Annotated in this window: 15 protein-coding genes; 9 read left to right on the forward strand and 6 right to left on the reverse strand. The window is 42.7% G+C overall.

Annotation, left to right across the window (positions count from 1 at the left end):
* Nucleotides 1-11: 11 nt before the first annotated feature.
* Nucleotides 12-1,760 (forward strand): glycoside hydrolase family 3 protein, encoded by a 1,749-nt coding sequence (locus CYL18_RS05175; RefSeq protein ID WP_236636259.1) that lies wholly within the window; start codon nucleotides 12-14, stop codon nucleotides 1,758-1,760.
* Nucleotides 1,761-1,812: 52 nt separating this feature from the next.
* On the opposite strand, the gene CYL18_RS05180 is transcribed toward CYL18_RS05175, so the two are convergent.
* Nucleotides 1,813-2,961 (reverse strand): MFS transporter, encoded by a 1,149-nt coding sequence (locus CYL18_RS05180; protein ID WP_104848425.1) that lies wholly within the window; start codon nucleotides 2,959-2,961, stop codon nucleotides 1,813-1,815.
* A gap of 83 nt (nucleotides 2,962-3,044) precedes the next feature.
* Here CYL18_RS05180 and yeiL point away from each other — a divergent pair, with 83 nt between their 5' ends.
* From yeiL to CYL18_RS05195, 3 genes are all read left to right on the forward strand, one after another.
* The gene (gene yeiL, locus CYL18_RS05185) at nucleotides 3,045-3,716 is read left to right on the forward strand and encodes a transcriptional regulator YeiL (RefSeq protein WP_104848426.1); all 672 of its coding nucleotides are present in this window, start codon (nucleotides 3,045-3,047) and stop codon (nucleotides 3,714-3,716) included.
* A 218-nt stretch (nucleotides 3,717-3,934) separates the two neighbouring features.
* Nucleotides 3,935-4,660 carry a 3-ketoacyl-ACP reductase gene (locus tag CYL18_RS05190; RefSeq protein WP_104848427.1) on the forward strand — a complete coding sequence of 242 codons (726 nt, stop codon included), beginning with the start codon at nucleotides 3,935-3,937 and terminating at the stop codon, nucleotides 4,658-4,660.
* A 220-nt stretch (nucleotides 4,661-4,880) separates the two neighbouring features.
* Nucleotides 4,881-5,864: a Gfo/Idh/MocA family protein gene (locus CYL18_RS05195; RefSeq protein WP_104848428.1), complete on the forward strand. Its 984-nt coding sequence runs from the start codon at nucleotides 4,881-4,883 to the stop codon at nucleotides 5,862-5,864.
* A gap of 48 nt (nucleotides 5,865-5,912) precedes the next feature.
* Here the strand turns inward: CYL18_RS05195 and CYL18_RS05200 are convergent, their stop codons facing one another.
* Nucleotides 5,913-6,377, reverse strand: coding sequence for a PTS sugar transporter subunit IIA (locus CYL18_RS05200; RefSeq protein WP_104848429.1), 465 nt, complete (start codon nucleotides 6,375-6,377; stop codon nucleotides 5,913-5,915).
* A gap of 195 nt (nucleotides 6,378-6,572) precedes the next feature.
* On the opposite strand from CYL18_RS05200, the gene CYL18_RS05205 reads away from it, so the two are divergent.
* The 3 genes from CYL18_RS05205 to CYL18_RS05215 all read left to right on the forward strand — a co-directional run bounded on the left by CYL18_RS05205 (nucleotide 6,573) and on the right by CYL18_RS05215 (nucleotide 10,634).
* Nucleotides 6,573-7,562, forward strand: coding sequence for a LacI family DNA-binding transcriptional regulator (locus tag CYL18_RS05205; RefSeq protein ID WP_104848430.1), 990 nt, complete (start codon nucleotides 6,573-6,575; stop codon nucleotides 7,560-7,562).
* A gap of 131 nt (nucleotides 7,563-7,693) precedes the next feature.
* On the forward strand, nucleotides 7,694-9,097 hold the full coding sequence (locus tag CYL18_RS05210; RefSeq protein ID WP_104848431.1) for a sucrose-specific PTS transporter subunit IIBC: 1,404 nt from the start codon (nucleotides 7,694-7,696) through the stop codon (nucleotides 9,095-9,097).
* Nucleotides 9,098-9,167: 70 nt separating this feature from the next.
* Entirely contained in the window at nucleotides 9,168-10,634 is a 1,467-nt protein-coding gene (locus CYL18_RS05215; protein WP_104848432.1) for a sucrose-6-phosphate hydrolase, read from the forward strand.
* Nucleotides 10,635-10,721: 87 nt separating this feature from the next.
* On the opposite strand, the gene CYL18_RS05220 is transcribed toward CYL18_RS05215, so the two are convergent.
* The 3 genes from CYL18_RS05220 to CYL18_RS05230 all read right to left on the reverse strand — a co-directional run bounded on the left by CYL18_RS05220 (nucleotide 10,722) and on the right by CYL18_RS05230 (nucleotide 12,534).
* Nucleotides 10,722-11,099: a VOC family protein gene (locus CYL18_RS05220; protein ID WP_104848433.1), complete on the reverse strand. Its 378-nt coding sequence runs from the start codon at nucleotides 11,097-11,099 to the stop codon at nucleotides 10,722-10,724.
* Between the two features lie 171 nt (nucleotides 11,100-11,270).
* Nucleotides 11,271-12,068 carry a cytochrome c oxidase assembly protein gene (locus tag CYL18_RS05225; RefSeq protein WP_104848434.1) on the reverse strand — a complete coding sequence of 266 codons (798 nt, stop codon included), beginning with the start codon at nucleotides 12,066-12,068 and terminating at the stop codon, nucleotides 11,271-11,273.
* Nucleotide 12,069: 1 nt separating this feature from the next.
* Nucleotides 12,070-12,534 carry a DUF2243 domain-containing protein gene (locus CYL18_RS05230; protein ID WP_104848435.1) on the reverse strand — a complete coding sequence of 155 codons (465 nt, stop codon included), beginning with the start codon at nucleotides 12,532-12,534 and terminating at the stop codon, nucleotides 12,070-12,072.
* A gap of 295 nt (nucleotides 12,535-12,829) precedes the next feature.
* Here CYL18_RS05230 and CYL18_RS05235 point away from each other — a divergent pair, with 295 nt between their 5' ends.
* Together CYL18_RS05235 and CYL18_RS05240 are read left to right on the forward strand one after the other, a co-directional pair.
* Nucleotides 12,830-14,338 (forward strand): malate:quinone oxidoreductase, encoded by a 1,509-nt coding sequence (locus CYL18_RS05235; protein WP_104848436.1) that lies wholly within the window; start codon nucleotides 12,830-12,832, stop codon nucleotides 14,336-14,338.
* Nucleotides 14,339-14,665: 327 nt separating this feature from the next.
* A complete protein-coding gene (locus CYL18_RS05240; protein ID WP_236636284.1) occupies nucleotides 14,666-15,301 on the forward strand; it encodes a hypothetical protein in 636 nt (211 codons plus the stop codon).
* An 84-nt stretch (nucleotides 15,302-15,385) separates the two neighbouring features.
* Here CYL18_RS05240 and CYL18_RS05245 read toward each other — a convergent pair whose 3' ends face one another.
* Nucleotides 15,386-16,216, reverse strand: coding sequence for a helix-turn-helix transcriptional regulator (locus tag CYL18_RS05245; protein ID WP_104848438.1), 831 nt, complete (start codon nucleotides 16,214-16,216; stop codon nucleotides 15,386-15,388).
* Nucleotides 16,217-16,344: the final 128 nt, after the last annotated feature.

Consider the following 16,344-nt stretch of genomic DNA (forward strand, 5'->3'; position numbering starts at 1 on the left):
GGAACTATACCATGATTCAAAAGATTGCCAAAAACATTCCAATGCCAAAGGTTGATTTAAAGGCGAAGCCGTATAATCTTTCTGATGAAGATATCAAATGGGTGAAAGATACGATTTCTGGAATGACTGTCGAAGAGAAAATCGGTCAGTTATTTATTAACCTATTCTTCTTCGGTGATGATGAATTCAGCGGAAATGAGTTCACAAACAAAGAGCTTCTTGAGAAGTACCATATCGGTGGAGCACGTTACATGGGAGCTAATTCTGATAAGGTACAAAATTTGATTAACGAACTTCAAAAGGATTCCAAAATTCCGTTGTTAGTGGCAGCAAACTGTGATGCTGGTGGTAATGGTGCGGTAAACGACGGTACATATGTGGCAGCAGCAGCGATGTGTGAAGCTTCAGGTGATGAGCAAGTATCCTTTGATGCCGGGTATGTAAGCGGCCGTGAAGCGCATGCGGTTGGTGTCAACTGGAACTTCGACCCATGTGTAGATATCCTGAAAAACTGGAGAAACACAATCGTTAACACGCGTGCATATGGCACAAATGCGGAGACTGTTATTAAACATACAAACTCATACATCAAAGGGCTGACAGAAAGCAATGTTGGTGTTTGCATCAAGCACTGGCCTGGTGATGGAACAGAGGAACGCGACCAGCACTTAGTTATGGGCGTAAATGAATTGTCTGTTGATGAGTGGGAAAAATCCTTTGGTGAGGTATACCGTAACCACATTGAAAATGGCGTACATTCCATTATGGCCGGACATATTGCTTTGCCAGAGTATCAAAAAGCATTGGCGCCTGAGCTAGGAGACCGTGATATCTTACCAGCGACACTTGCACCTGAATTGATCAACGGCCTCCTAAAAGGCAAATTAGGCTTCAACGGATTGGTATTGACTGACGCATCTCACATGTTAGGTATGACAGCAGCGATGAGACGCGAAGAGTATGTACCACAATCCATCGCGGCTGGCTGTGATATGTTCTTATTCTTCAATGATATCGATGAAGACTATAACTTCATGCTAAATGGCTACAAAAACGGAATCATTACAGAAGAACGTCTTCAAGACGCATTAGAAAGAATCTTGGGCTTTAAAGCGACACTTGGCTTGCACAAAGCGAAAGAAGACGGCTCTATCTTCCGTAATGAAGAAGATCTAAAAGTGATTGGCTGTGAAGACCACATCGAGCGTGCTAAACAAGCTGCTGACAAAGGAATCACACTTGTTAAGAATACATTAGATCAGCTGCCAATTCGCCCGGAAACACATAAGCGCATTCGCCTCTATTACTTAGAAGGGGAAAAAGGCGGCATTTATAAAGCGGATGACAAAACGCTTAATTATATCGTGAGTGAGCTTGAGAGCAGAGGCTTTGAGGTAACCGTCAACGAAGGTAATACTCGCGTTAAGGGAGCTACATTGAAATACCGCGAAGAGGTGGATGCAGCGCTTGTATTCGCTAATGTAGTTGGCTATGGTGCAGAAAACAACTACCGCATTAGATGGAAAGCGGCTATGGCGAACGAAATCCCATGGTACGTACATGAAGTGCCAACTGTTTTCGTATCACTTAACTTCACTACACATCTAACAGATGTACCGATGGTGAAAGCCTATATCAACGCATACAAAGATACTGATATCACAATCAAAGCTGTGATTGACAAAATCATGGGTGAATCTGAGTTCCACGGCACACCAAATGAAAATGTTTGGTGCAATAAGTGGGATACAAGACTTTAATTAAGATGGAAAAAGAGGCCGTATTTAACGGCCTCTTTTTGTGGACAAAATATTAATGCTCTAATTTTCGATAATAAAGGGATAGCAGCATGGCAGGGATTGTACAAACAATCATGCCAAGAAAGGCAAATCTTGGTTCAATTTCGTATAAATAGCCGCCGAAAATCGTAAATACGGCCGCACTCCAACTCATGGCCAGTGCTGAATACATCCCTTGTGCTCCTGGAACCTGCGAAGCAGGTATGTTTTTGATTAAGTATTTCATAAAAGCATAATGGGCCATGGCAAATGAGAATGCATGCAGGATTTGTGCGATAGAGAAAACAAGCACATTTGGAACGGCAAATATTAGTACCCATCGTATGGTGGACCCTAAAGAGGCCATTGCAAGCAAGGAGCCTACGGAAAAACGATTAAACTTTCGGTCTGCGACGGAAAAGAAAGCAATTTCTGCAAGTACAGCAATATTGATAATGAGTCCAATCAAATATTTTGGAGCCTGGATTTCTTGTAAATAGAGATAACCATAATTGTAATAGGTTGCATGCGCTGCTTGTAGAAAGATAACAATAATAAGCACTAAAGCAAAGTGCTTAATTTTGAATAAATGTAACATGCCTTTCTTTTGAGAACTGCTAGCTTGAGGCTTTTTAGACAGAACACTCGGAGCCTGCATAAAGCCAAGGCAAACCAGCAAGATGGTACCAAGCAAAAGTGCCCATAAAATGACTTCATCACCAAACTTACCTGTAAAGAGGGTCAGAATCATACCGGCTACAACGAAACCGATTGAGCCCCATTGACGGCTTCTTCCGTAATTAGTTAATAGCCTGTTTTGGGCTAGGACGCCCGCAGCGCTATCTAAAGCTGGCATCAATATAGGATAGACAAGGTTAATCCCTAGTGTGACAATCAGTAAGCTAGTAAAGGAACTGGCCGGGATATAGCATAAAATCGCAATGACGGTGGCGATTCCTGCCCCATTGAGCAGTGCTTTACTGCTGAATTTGTTAGATAAATAAGGATAGATAGATATAGGTGAAAGTCCTCTTGCTACAAGGCCTAAGCTCATGATCAAACTAGCTTCTGAAATCGTAAGGCCTTTTGCATCAACCATCCATCCTGTCCAATAGGGGAGAAAAATACCCCAAGTTATATAGAAACTAAAAAATTGTGTGCTCATCCAACGATGTGCATTCATTACGTATTCCTCCTTGCCTGCATAGTATAGTATCATGGAAATACATAAAATAATATGAGATATCTCATATTTTGAGGTGGAATATGGAAATCTATAAAGGTGAAAAAAAGAGGCGCTTTTTGCAGGAAAATTCAATTGCTCATTTATTTTCTTTTCCCGTCGAAGAGTTAATAGAAGTGCATGAATATGAACGAGATGAATGGATTATTCGAGAAGGTATGAGACCGGATTATTTATTTTATGTCATTGAAGGAAAAGCCAAAATATATGTCACACACCAAAATGGGAAAGTTTCCTTAATTAATTTCATCAATACTGATGATTATATGGGAGAAATGGAATTATTAAATGAGGTGTATAGTACAAAGGGAATTCGAGCATCAACAAGGATGATTTGCTTTGCTCTCCCTTTTTCCCAGTACAGGGAAAAATTATTGGAGGATGCCAAATTTCTGAGAGAATTAACGAAGTTCCTCAGCGTAAAGGCGACTCTTATGGGGGAGAAGTATTCACAAAGCCTTGCTTACCCGCTTGAAAATCGATTGGCAGATTTCATTTTACAAACAGCTTATGAGGGCGTTTATAAGGAAAAGCATATAATTGTGTGTGACTATTTAGGAGTGACTTATCGGCATTTACTACATGTGCTCGCCCAATTTTGCGAGAAAGGATACTTGCAAAAGGAAGGTCGGTATTATCTCATAAAACAATACCAATCTTTATATGAACTTGCAGGAATGCTGAAGAATAGATAAGTGAAAGGGACAAAGATATTTTATGAAGATAATAGATGATAATGGGAACCTTGCTTTTCCTGCTAAGAAGGCATACTGAGTACTGATTATAGAGATATAAGGGGAACGCTGCAATCGAATAGCAGTGTTTTTTTATTGGCCAAGCACAGCTTTAGTCATCTTGCCCTCGAAATAGTATAGTTGAAGGTAGAATGGTAGTTTTAAAGGAGGCTGTTAGAATGGGAAGACCATTAACGAATAAAATTGCCTTTATCACAGGCGGTGCAAGAGGAATTGGTAAGGCAACAGCGATTGCCTTAGCGAAAGAGGGAGTCCATATAGGCTTGCTCGCGCGTACAGAAGAGACCTTAAAGGAAACAGCTGCTGAGATTGAACGTCTTGGCGTAAAAGCAGCCTATGCTGCTGCAGATGTTTCATCTGAAGAACAGGTTAATGAGGCGGTCGAAGCATTGACCAGCCAATTAGGAGCAGCAGACATTCTTATCAACAACGCCGGGATTGCTTCATTTGGCAAGGTGCTGGAGATGGATCCTGCGGAATGGAAGAAAATCATTGATACCAATTTGCTTGGCACTTACTATGTGACAAGAGCGGTGCTCCCGCAATTAATTGAGAAAAATGGTGGGGATATCATTAACATATCCTCCACAAGCGGCTTAAACGGATCGGCTACCTCAAGTGCTTACAGCGCATCGAAGTTTGCCGTCATCGGTTTCACGGAATCTCTTGCTCAGGAGGTGCGCCGCAACAATATTCGTGTATCGGCTTTAACGCCAAGCACGGTTGCCACTGACCTTGCGCTTGATTTGGAATTAATGAAGGAAAACGATGATAATAAATACATTCAAGCAGAGGACATTGCAGAATACATCGTCGGACAGCTGAAAATTAACCCGCGCATGTATGTGAAAACGGCAAGCTTCATTGCAACAAATCCTTTTTAATCTATGTGAATCGAGCCAGCTGCAACCCCTGTAGCTGGCTCTAGCTTTATCTTCTAAGAAGTTTATTTATTATAGTACTCCACTAAATATATTTTAGTATAGTAAAATTAGAGAAAAATAAGTATATTAGAATAATTGTACATAGCGTTTCCTATTAGTCTTTTTGTGAGGCGGAGAATTTTTTATCCATTAGTTCCGCAAGATAAGGAGAGATCAATATATGAGAGAAAACTTGAACTGGGCAGTATTAGGCACCGGGGTTGTTGCGAATGAAATGGCAGCATCCTTGAAAAAGGCGGGAAAGACCTTTTATGCGGTAGGTAACCGAACACATAGCAAGGCAATTGATTTTGCTGAAAAGCATGGCATCGGGAAGGTATATGATGATTTTCATGAGATGTTCCATGATGAAAATGTCGACATTATCTATATTACGACTCCGCATAACACGCATATTGAATTTATGAGAGAGGCGCTTAAAAACGGCAAGCATCTATTGGTCGAGAAATCGATTACGCTCAATAGTGACGAGCTTGATGAGGCGATTCGCATCGCGGATGAAAAACAAGTCGTCTTGGCTGAAGCGATGACCATCTTCCATATGCCAATCTATAAGAAGTTAAAGGCATTGATTGATTCTGGGGCAATGGGTGAGCTGCGCATGATCCAGATGAATTTCGGAAGCTATAAGGAGTATGATATGGAGAACCGCTTCTTTAACAAGAACCTGGCTGGCGGGGCCTTGCTTGACATTGGCGTTTATGCCATCTCATTCGCGCGTTGGTTCATGTCTGAGAAACCAAACCAGGTTGTGAGCCAAGTGAAGTATGCGCCAACTGGTGTCGATGAACAGGCAGGCATTCTCATGATGAATGAAAAGCAGGAAATGGTAACTATCGCTCTGACGCTTCATTCCAAGCAGCCTAAGCGCGGGATGATTTCCTGTGACAAAGGCTATATCGAACTCATGGAATATCCAAGAGGCCAAAAAGCGGTCATCACCTATACAGAAACAGGCGAGCAGGAAGTCATTGAAGAAGGACGAACAGAAGACGCCCTCTATTATGAAATGCTGGATATGGAAGCAGCCGTCAAGGGCAATAAAGAGGTGACCCATTTGAACCTTACGAAGGATGTCATGGATATCATGACCGAAATTCGGAGAGAGTGGGGTCTTATTTATCCAGAGGAAGAGGGAAAGTAGGGCCGTGATGAATTTGTAGGCAGAGCATCTAGCTCTGCCTGATTTTTTTTATCGGATAAAAATCTCCTGTCCTTCCACAACGACTTTTTCATTCTCGTTAAGATTCGTAAATATGACAGGAGTCAAGATAGAAGGCACCTTTTCTTTTATGGCATCAAAATCCACCTTCAACAGCTCTTGACCCTTCTTGATTTTTTGCCCGTCCATGACAAGCGGTGTGAATCCTTCCCCGTTCAATTGGACAGTCTCAAGCCCGACATGAATCAAAATTTCTCTTCCTTGCTTGCTTTTTAAGCTGATTGCATGCTTGGTCGGAAATATTGTGATGACCTCGCCATCAACAGGAGAGACAATGGTTCCATCTGCTGGGTCAATCGCAAATCCATCGCCCATCATCTTTTCGGCAAATACAGGGTCCGGGACAGCTTCGAGATGGACGATTTTCCCCTTTAACGGCACGAGCATAGAATCTTGATCATTTGGCTGCTTCTTTTTGAACAGGCCTTTGAACATAGTAGATTACCACCTTTATATGTGTAATTAAGGAATCGATTCCATTATGTTGTGTTTGTTATGTTGCGTTGGTTGTAATTGTAAATCAATTTTACGCATTTACCAAATGATTAGGCTGTGAAGGATTGAGTAAGTGTATGTCTTTTTAGGTGATTTGTGTAAAATGGTAATAGATTAGAGGGAGGATAATGTTTCATGTTAACAATAAAGGAAATAGCTCAGAGGGCAAATGTTTCGAGGACGACGGTATCACGTGTCTTGAATAATTCAGGATATGTTAGCGAAAAGTCCAGAAGCGCGGTCTTGAAGGTTATCGAAGAGACCGGTTATGTCCCAAGCCAGCATGCTCAATCTTTGCGGACGAAGAAGACGAAGGTCATTGGGGTCATCCTGCCAAAGATCAGCACGGAAACCTCCAGCCGGCTTGTAAAGGGAATAGATGAGATATTGAGTGAAGCTGGTTATCAGATTCTTCTAGCGAATACGAATCTGGCTCCGGAAAAAGAGATTGAGAATCTGCGGCTGTTGAAGAGCCGTCATGTTGATGGAATTATTCTATCGGCAACGAATACAGAGAAGGAGCTCATGGAGGAGATTCGTGAGCTGGCTATCCCGTTTGTCGCGGTAGGGCAGAATATGCCAGGCTTTTCACATGTCGTATTTGATGATTACCAGGCAGCCAAGGATGCTGTCCAAGCACTTATCAAGAGGGCGCATAAGGAGATTGCCTTCATTGGAGTCGGCGAGTCAGACCCGGCCGTCGGAGTGCTGCGAAAGAAGGGGTACCTGGATGCAATGAAAGAGAATGGTTTGTCAGTTGCTGCCAGCTGGGTCAGAACGGGAATCTTTGACCTGGAGTCTGGGAGAACATGCATGAAAGAGATTATGGAATCATCTGAGCAGAGGCCGACCGCCGTTGTTGCTGTAACGGACAGATTAGCCATTGGTGCTATGCAGTATTTAAAGGAAATAGGATTGGACATACCTGGTGATTTGGCTGTTGTGGGTATGGGGGCTTCAGAATTGTCTAAGTTCATTACCCCTTCCTTATCAACGATTGACTTTATGATTGAAGAGGCGGGAAAAGAAGCGGCAGGCATCATATTGATAATGATAGATAAAGATGTAAGCAATTCCATAAAAAGGGAGGTTGAGCATAGATTTTTACAAAGAGACAGTATATAATAATTGTGTAATCGATTTCATAAATTGGTTACACTTTTATTTTTCTTAATGTGGAATCGATTCCACAAACCATTGCTGAAATTATATTATCTAAAAAAGGTACGAATAAAAATTCAAAGGGGTGAATGGCAATGTCAGAGAATCGCAGAATAGCAGAGGAAGTGATTGAGGCCGTCGGAGGAAGGGAGAATATTTCTTCTGTGGCCCATTGTGCAACCAGGCTCCGCATCATGGTGAACGATAAGGAACTGATTGACCAGAAAAAGGTTGAAGACATTCAGAAGGTCAAGGGAGCGTTCTTTAACTCAGGCCAATACCAGATTATATTCGGTACTGGTACGGTCAACAGGGTATATGAAGAAGTTGCTGGCCTTGGCCTTGCTACGATGAATGCCTCTGACCAGAAGAAGGAAGCGGCCAAAAGCGGCACGCGTTTTCAAAGGGCTATCAGAACATTTGGGGATGTATTTGTTCCAATCATTCCGGTGCTTGTTGCCACGGGACTGTTCATGGGTCTCCGCGGTCTCCTGATGCAGGAGCAAATACTTGGACTGTTTGGATTGACGCCCGATGATGTATCTGCAAACCTCCTTCTTTTCACGGAAGTACTGACAGACACTGCCTTTATATTCTTGCCTGCACTCATAGCCTGGTCAACGTTCCGGGTGTTTGGCGGAAGTCCGATCATCGGTTTGGTGCTTGGACTGATGCTTGTTTCACCGTCCCTGCCGAATGCTTGGTCTGTTGCGGGCGGAGACGTGACCCCAATTGAATTCTTTGGCTTCATTCCGGTTGTCGGTTATCAAGCATCCGTGTTGCCAGCCTTCATTGCCGGAATCATTGGGGCAAAACTAGAGAGATGGATCAGAAAGCGCGTGCCAGAGTCACTAGATTTGATTTTGACGCCATTTTTGACGCTGCTTGTGATGATTATCTTAGCCTTGCTAGTGATTGGGCCAATTTTTCATATAGTTGAAAATGGAATCCTGTCTGTGGCAAAAACTGTTTTATCATGGCCATTTGGGATTAGCGGATTGATTATTGGGGGTTTAAATCAAATTATTGTCATCACAGGTGTACACCATGTCTTCAATATGCTTGAGATTCAGCTGCTCGCTGAATTCCAGAGTAATCCGTATAATGCGATTGTTACTTGTTCAACTGCCGCTCAGGGAGGCGCCGCATTAGCGGTTGCCATGAAGACGAAATCAGCGAAGCTGAAAGCGCTTGGTTTCCCGTCAGCCCTATCCGCATTCCTTGGGATCACGGAGCCGGCCTTATTTGGGGTCAATCTGAGATATGGCAAGCCTTTCATCATGGGTCTTATTGGCGGAGCTGTCGGGGGATTCCTGGCCTCGCTTTTCCAATTGGAGGCAACAGGTATGTCTGTCACGGTTATTCCAGGAACTCTGCTCTACTTAAACGGTCAGCTTCTAGCTTATATCCTTGTAAATGTGGTTGCGGTTGCGGTGGCATTTGCGCTCACCTGGATGTTTGGTTATTCCGATAAGATGAAGAATGAAATTGAACAATAATGATATCAAGAAGGCAGGCGATGGTCGTCTTGCCTTTTCTTTTAAAAATTGAGGTAAGGATGGGTTTGCCATGTCAGAAAATGATCAGCTGCTGAGGCTTTGGGCAAATGAGGAAGTAATGAAATTTCGTGAAATGGTGCAGCAGGATCCTTATCGGCTGCACTACCATCTCATGCCGCCGGTCGGGCTATTAAACGACCCAAATGGATTGATTCAATTCAGGGGAGTCTATCATGTCTTTTATCAATGGAATCCATTTGAAACAGCCCATGGCGCGAAATTCTGGGGTCATTATACTTCAAAGGACTTGATTCATTGGAGGGAGGAGCCAATCGCTCTTGCCCCGAGTGAGTGGTATGACAGGAATGGCTGCTATTCTGGAAGTGCGGTTGAATGGGAGGGCAAATTGCATCTATTTTATACCGGGAATGTAAAGCAGCCAGATGGGACGCGGGAGACCTATCAATGTCTGGCCGTATCAGAGGATGGCGTACACTTTGAGAAGATCGGGCCTATTTTATACCTTCCGGAAGGCTATACAGCCCATTTTCGTGATCCGAAGGTATGGAGGCAAGGGGATGGATGGTTTATGATTTTGGGTGCCCAAACTCTCAAGGAACAAGGAGCTGCTGTCCTCTTTTATTCTAAGGATTTATATGAATGGGAAGAGGTGGGGCGGATAGCCGGAAGCGGTCTGAATGGATTAGGCGATTTCGGCTATATGTGGGAATGCCCCGATCTAATTCGCCTGAACGGAAAGGATATTCTGCTTGTTTCGCCGCAAGGGTTAGATGTGGCCGGTCATGAATACCATAATCTATTCCAATCCGGGTATTTCTCTGGAGCGTTTGATGCACAAAAATTAACCTTTGACCATGGGCCATTTACGGAGCTGGATCGCGGCTTTGACTTTTACGCCCCGCAAACCTTTGTTGATGAAAGTGGGCGAACTATCCTCTTTGGATGGATGGGAATCACGGATGAAGCCGAACAGCATCACCCGACAATCTCTAACCATTGGGTCCATGCCCTGACCATGCCAAGAGAGCTCAGATACGTGAATGGACAAATCTATCAAAGTCCTTTGCAAGAAATGAAGATGCTGCGAAAAGGAAAAGTAGAGACTAGGTTATCCATTGATGGAGCAGAGGAGTTATACCCTCAGATTGCCGGAAAATCAATCGAGCTCCTTATCGAGCTCGTGGAAACGAGAGGCGGGGTATTTGAGATCAACTTCCGAAACAGTGCAAAGCTTATCTATGATGAGGCTCGCGATGAGGTCAGCTTAATAAGAGAAAATGTTAAGACCGGGAAGCTGGAAACAAGAACTAGTAAGGTCTCGTCTCTTTCTGCGATTCATGTGTTCCTTGACCATTCTTCCATGGAAATCTTCCTGGATGGAGGCAAGGAGGTATTCACGGCACGATATTTTCCGAACGTTGAGGATGAGAGCATTGTTTTTGCCGGTCATGCGGTTTTGGACGTAAAGAAATGGGATCTGCAGGGGTTTGAGGTTAAAGAGCAAGAGGCTAAGTAGAGATATATCAGATGTTGAAGATGAAAAAGCAGAACCGCAGCAAGCGGCTCTGCTTTTTTCAGTTGAGCTCTGAAACTAATGGTGTCTTTAAACAGATACCTCGCTTACTAAGGCCATCGTATTCCCTTCTGAATCGGTGAAAAAAGCCATCCATGTCTCTATGTTGTCCATTCTCGTCACTACATGGGGCTCCCCTGAAAAGGCCGCACCTTTTGCCAAAAGCTCCTTGCAGACAGCTTGAATATCCTCTACTTGGTAATAAAGGACAGAGCTTGTGTGGGCAAATTCCTCCTTCTCAGGTAACGATAGCATGATTCGCAGGCCATTAAGATCATAAAAGGCCATTCTGTCCGTCTGGAATAGGAGGGGGAGATTAAGTATGTCGCTGTAGAAGGTAATTGCGCGGTCAAGGTCTTTCACCGGGATGCCTATTTGACCGACTTGCTGGAGTAATTGGGCTGCCATTAATAATCGCTCCTTCTTAATTAAGATCTAGGTATGTAAAATATTGGGTAATTTTATTGTGAGGTGTTATATAGGGTGTGTCAAGTCAGCGTAAGTTTATGGCCTAAAAAAGGCGGCTAGCTTATTCACTTAGGATTAAGCTGGCAGCCTTTTGCTAGTGTTCCTCGTCACTCATGCATGTGTGCTTGGAGTATAGGCAGCCCGTGGCTTCGTTGCCTTGTACCATTGCCAGCAAAGAATGAAGATGATAGCTGCATCGACAAGATCACCGCCATAATACATCAGCATAGCACCCGTCTGTGCCTCGTCTGTCGGAACGCTAACTGGAGGATGTGCATACAAGTATTTAGCTAAAATACTATGCCAAGCTAGTGAAAGAATAAGAACAATTGCTCTATTAAGATAGGAATTCCGGTGATGAATCGGGTCAATATAAATAAGGGAGACCGTAAATAAATAGCCTGCCAGAAAAATATGCACATGTACGAGCACGTGAAGCCACATGAACTCATGCATGAGAGAATAGAGGCTTGTCGTATAAAGCAGCCATAGGCCACCAATATTGAGGATGGCAGCCGTAATCGGGTTGGTGATCCATCCAATCGGACGACTTTTAAGCAGCTTTGTTATCCGTCGTGCCTTACTTATATCCAAAGTGCGGAGCATCAAGGTCATGGGAGCCGCCAAGACGATCAATAAGGGGGCTAGCATGCCTAAGAAGAGATGGGCTGCCATATGAGCGCGAAAATCCATAAGTGCTCTCTCAGCAAGCGGCCCTGCGACAGATATGACGGCAAGGGTGGTCCCGATGCACAGGAATACAGTACGATGTATCGGCCATGGCTTATGTGTTTGATTCGTTTTGACGATAGCTGCCATATATAAGACGAGCAATAGGATAAAAGGGAGGCCTAACAGCACCTGAGGCAGGATAGCCAAATCTTCGAGGTGATGTCCATGATGTACCATATTAGGAGGCCTCCCTTCGCCGTTTGGGGGATAAAATCAATGCTAGACCAGCTATAATCATCAAGATGGCGATGACATTCCAAACCAAGTCATAGACGAAGACATTGTCGACATAGCGAATCTGGTGAAGCTTCATGAATTTGTGCTGGATGGTACCGTCATAGAGCTGAAATCCTCCCGCGCCAAGAAGTATGCTTCCCCACCAAATCAATGGTTCAAGTGCTTTTCTTCTCCGTAAATCAGCGAAGAGAAATAACCCGCCAATCGTCGCGAACCAGCTGAAGGCATGGAAAAGCCCATCAGAGATCAATCCAATCTCTGTGGTGGACTTATCATAGAAATGATGCCAGCGAAGAAGCTGGTGAAAAACTGCTTCATCGATGAAGGAAGCAAAGCCGATTCCAAACAGAATGCCGGAAAGTATATTTCTGCTTTTATTGGTTTGTTCTTTATGATTGGCCACCATTTTCACCTCTTTTTTTTACCCTTATTCCTTCAATTATTTACAGTGAAACGCCAGATTGGTTCAAATAACCTGCCAGCATGAGAAAATGAATAGAAAAGCCTATGAATATGAGCATGAAACCGTTTTTTGAGAATTAAATGGTTTATAATTGTTAAAAAATAATGAATGGTTTAACATTAAATAGGATTATTGAAATTTAGATAAAAGTAGGTCCAACTGTAACTTCTTTTGGTTGTGTGTCATCTATGTAAAGTACCTGTTTTTTTGCAAATATAAGGGGATAAGGAAGGGTAATATGAACAGCATACAGAAAGAAACAGACGTTATATTAATTGGTGCGGGAATCATGAGTGCAACATTGGGTTCCATGCTGAAGGAGCTTGAGCCATCCTGGCATATTAAGGTCTTTGAGAAACTGAAGAGTCCGGGAGAGGAAAGCTCGAATGAGTGGAACAATGCTGGTACGGGACATTCAGCCTTATGTGAGCTTAACTACACGCCTGAGAAGCCGGATGGGTCAATCGATATCAAGAAAGCCATTAACATAAACGAACAATTTCAGCTGTCAAAGCAGTTTTGGTCCTACCTTACTCAAAAGGGACTTATTCAGCATCCAGAGGATTTCGTCCGGGCTATTCCCCATATAAGCTTGGTGGAAGGGCAAGACAATGTTTCTTTTCTCCAAAAGAGATTTAAAGCGCTTGCAGATAACCCGCTTTTTGAGGGGATGGAGTATTCTGAGGAGTCGAATGTGCTGAAGGAATGGCTGCCGCTTGTGATGGAAGGAAGAACTTCAACGGAGCCAATCGCCGCAACGAAAATAGATGATGGAACGGATGTAAACTTCGGAGCTTTAACTCGGATGCTGTTTAATCACTTAATGAAAGTGAATACGGAAGTTCATTATGGGCATATCGTCAAGGATATCAAACGAACAAGCGATGGCCTTTGGGAAGTAAAGGTGCAGGATCTTGACGGCGGAAAAGTCGAATATCATACAGCAAAATTTGTCTTTATCGGGGGTGGAGGCGGCAGCCTGCCATTGCTTCAAAAGACGGGAATTCCTGAATCCAAGCATATCGGAGGATTCCCTGTGAGCGGATTATTCATGGTCTGCAAGAATCAGGAAATTGTTGAGCGCCATCATGCGAAAGTGTATGGCAAAGCGAAGCTTGGTGCCCCGCCTATGTCTGTTCCGCATCTGGATACCCGCTTCATTGATGGCAAGAAGGCGCTGCTATTTGGTCCGTTTGCCGGTTTCACACCAAAGTTCCTGAAAACCGGGTCGAATATGGATTTGTTCTATTCCATTAAACCGAATAATCTATTGACCATGCTTGCCGCAGGGGTAAAGGAAATTCCATTGACAAAATACTTAATAGAACAGCTGCTGCTCTCTCATGAGAAACGGATGGAGGTTCTGCGTGAATTCATACCGAATGCGAAAAGCGATGAGTGGGAAATGGTTGTGGCTGGACAGCGTGTCCAAGTCATTAAGGATACAGACGCAGGAAAAGGTACGCTCCAATTCGGAACAGAGGTTGTCAGTGCCTCTGACGGATCAGTTGCTGCTTTGCTTGGCGCATCCCCAGGTGCATCAACGGCTGTTCATGTCATGTTGAAGGTTTTAGAGAAGTGCTTCCCTCAGGAAATGAGTGGCTGGGAAAGCAAGATCAAGGAAATGGTGCCTTCATATGGGGTATCCCTTGCTGACAATCCCGAGCTCCTATCTCAAATAAATGAATCAACCTCGCACATCTTAAAGCTGAGGATGAATTCATCTCAGCTTGCTTATCATTCATAAGCTGACAGTGGATAAAACCGCAAATAGGCCTCTATTTGCGGTTTTTGCTATATAAATATAAATAAAAAGGTGTATATGCTTTTGGCTTATCCACTTTTTTGCTTTATTATTATAGTAATGAAGGAGAGTCCTAGTTGATGAATAGATTATGTCCCATTTAGATGAAATACCAATTATAATAATGAGACATGGCAAAAATGGGCCGAAAAAATATTTAAAGGAGAAACGATTTTGGCTGAAAGCAGAAACCCTTATGAGAAATATAAGACCGCTATTTTTAGAACCGTATTAATTTTGCTCATCATATCGACAGTTTATGCGGTTTATATGGCGATTGTTACGCCAACAGGGTTGGCATCTAATGAATATGAGCGGATGCGAAGTGATTATATATTGATGGTTTTGCAATGCATCGTGGGAAGCTTCGTGATCTTTCTGCCATCTAAGGTGGAACAGAGATTTCGGTTAGATATACCTGATATTATGGAAATATTGTATTTCCTCTTCTTATTTTGTGCAATTTACCTTGGAGAGGTACAAAATTTCTATTTCAAAATTCCTTATTGGGATTTGATTCTCCACTGTTTCAGCGCAGGGATGTTAGGAGCGCTTGGGTTTGTGATTGTTAATTTCTTCAACGATATGGAGAGGATAAAAATTACGCTAAGCCCCTTCTTTGTGTCACTGTTTGCGTTTTGTTTTGCGCTGACTTGCGGAACGGTATGGGAAATTTATGAGTTTCTGGCTGATGGCATGTTAGGGACAAATATGCAGAAATTCATCACCTCAGATGGGACGGTATTAATCGGGCGTGATGCCCTGGTGGACACAATGGAGGATTTCATTGTCGATTCCCTGGGTGCACTGGTCGTGACCGCTATTGGTTACCGTCATCTTAACAAACGGAACAAAGCAAGCATTCAACAGGCAGAAGCAGAGCATAGGGAGCAGCGCAGAGCCTGAAAATGCTAAAAAAGTGCCTTTGGCACTTTTTTTGTTATGTGAATCTTATAAGGATTTCTCCGTTTACCCCGTATACTCTGAAATCTATTTCGAGCTTCTGTTTTTTCGGTATTGAGAGGGGGTCATATTTGTCTCACGCTTGAAGGCTTGAGAAAAAAGAGATTGAGATGAAAATCCAATGATATTAGAAATATCCGAGATTGGATAATTGGTTGTTTCTAATAGTATTTTGCTTTCTCGTATACGAATATCGATTAAATATTCGATAGGAGAGAGGCCCACAAGTTTTTTGAATGAATGAGACAGATAGTATTTATTCATATGGCTAGCCTTAGCTAAAATGTCTAAGTTAATCTTCTCGCGGAAATGCTGCTTGATGAAATTTTTTGTGAATGCAATATCTTTGCTGATTTTTTGAGAGGAGATTTTCTCTAAGTTCAAATTCTTTTTTCTAAGCATTTTAAGTAATAATATCTCGATTATATTCCGCAGGATTAACTCATAATCATTCTTTTGGCTTTCTGCTTCTTCGAGTAATTGTTCAAGATAAGAAAGATAGATATTCTTTTCCTCTATGTAGTTATGGAATGTCACTTGCTCTGAACTATCGGGAGTTGTAAAGGCAAACCCTTCTATACCTACAGCGATATATTCAAGGGGATGGGTATTGCACGATTTCTCGGTGTGTTCAACATGCGGATTAATGATGATTAAGTCCTGTTCTTTGACAGGAACTTGCTCATGGGAAAAGATGAAGGTCCCTTTGCCTCTAGTAATATATAAGATTTCCGTAAAATGATGCGCATGGTTTGTGCTATGCCAATCAATGTCATACTTTGCTTTAGTAATATAAAGAAGTTTTATCGGAAGATGTTCCTGATTGACTATAGGAACCTCGTATACTTCATTAGACATATGATATCCTCCCTATCATCTTTTCCCTATTATATTGAAATTAGTAATTTCATACAATTTTTAAAGCAAGATTTCTAAAAAATTTGACAATATGTTTGTTGTGTAAACGTTTTCTGAATTCCTATAAT

The organism is Pradoshia eiseniae, from assembly GCF_002946355.1.
In the GTDB taxonomy this organism is placed as follows: domain Bacteria; phylum Bacillota; class Bacilli; order Bacillales; family Pradoshiaceae; genus Pradoshia; species Pradoshia eiseniae.

What these genes read in the sequence shown, in the direction of transcription:
- CYL18_RS05220 (WP_104848433.1), bottom strand. Translation starts at nt 11,099, where the DNA reads ATGGCAGCCCAATTACTCCAGCAAGTCGGTCAAATAGGCATCCCGGTG.
- CYL18_RS05175 (WP_236636259.1), top strand. Translation starts at nt 12, where the DNA reads ATGATTCAAAAGATTGCCAAAAACATTCCAATGCCAAAGGTTGATTTA.
- CYL18_RS05200 (WP_104848429.1), bottom strand. Translation starts at nt 6,377, where the DNA reads ATGTTCAAAGGCCTGTTCAAAAAGAAGCAGCCAAATGATCAAGATTCT.
- CYL18_RS05215 (WP_104848432.1), top strand. Translation starts at nt 9,168, where the DNA reads ATGTCAGAAAATGATCAGCTGCTGAGGCTTTGGGCAAATGAGGAAGTA.
- yeiL (WP_104848426.1), top strand. Translation starts at nt 3,045, where the DNA reads ATGGAAATCTATAAAGGTGAAAAAAAGAGGCGCTTTTTGCAGGAAAAT.
- CYL18_RS05205 (WP_104848430.1), top strand. Translation starts at nt 6,573, where the DNA reads ATGTTAACAATAAAGGAAATAGCTCAGAGGGCAAATGTTTCGAGGACG.
- CYL18_RS05240 (WP_236636284.1), top strand. Translation starts at nt 14,666, where the DNA reads ATGGCGATTGTTACGCCAACAGGGTTGGCATCTAATGAATATGAGCGG.
- CYL18_RS05190 (WP_104848427.1), top strand. Translation starts at nt 3,935, where the DNA reads ATGGGAAGACCATTAACGAATAAAATTGCCTTTATCACAGGCGGTGCA.
- CYL18_RS05235 (WP_104848436.1), top strand. Translation starts at nt 12,830, where the DNA reads ATGAACAGCATACAGAAAGAAACAGACGTTATATTAATTGGTGCGGGA.
- CYL18_RS05180 (WP_104848425.1), bottom strand. Translation starts at nt 2,961, where the DNA reads ATGAATGCACATCGTTGGATGAGCACACAATTTTTTAGTTTCTATATA.
- CYL18_RS05225 (WP_104848434.1), bottom strand. Translation starts at nt 12,068, where the DNA reads ATGGTACATCATGGACATCACCTCGAAGATTTGGCTATCCTGCCTCAG.
- CYL18_RS05245 (WP_104848438.1), bottom strand. Translation starts at nt 16,216, where the DNA reads ATGTCTAATGAAGTATACGAGGTTCCTATAGTCAATCAGGAACATCTT.
- CYL18_RS05230 (WP_104848435.1), bottom strand. Translation starts at nt 12,534, where the DNA reads ATGGTGGCCAATCATAAAGAACAAACCAATAAAAGCAGAAATATACTT.
- CYL18_RS05195 (WP_104848428.1), top strand. Translation starts at nt 4,881, where the DNA reads ATGAGAGAAAACTTGAACTGGGCAGTATTAGGCACCGGGGTTGTTGCG.
- CYL18_RS05210 (WP_104848431.1), top strand. Translation starts at nt 7,694, where the DNA reads ATGTCAGAGAATCGCAGAATAGCAGAGGAAGTGATTGAGGCCGTCGGA.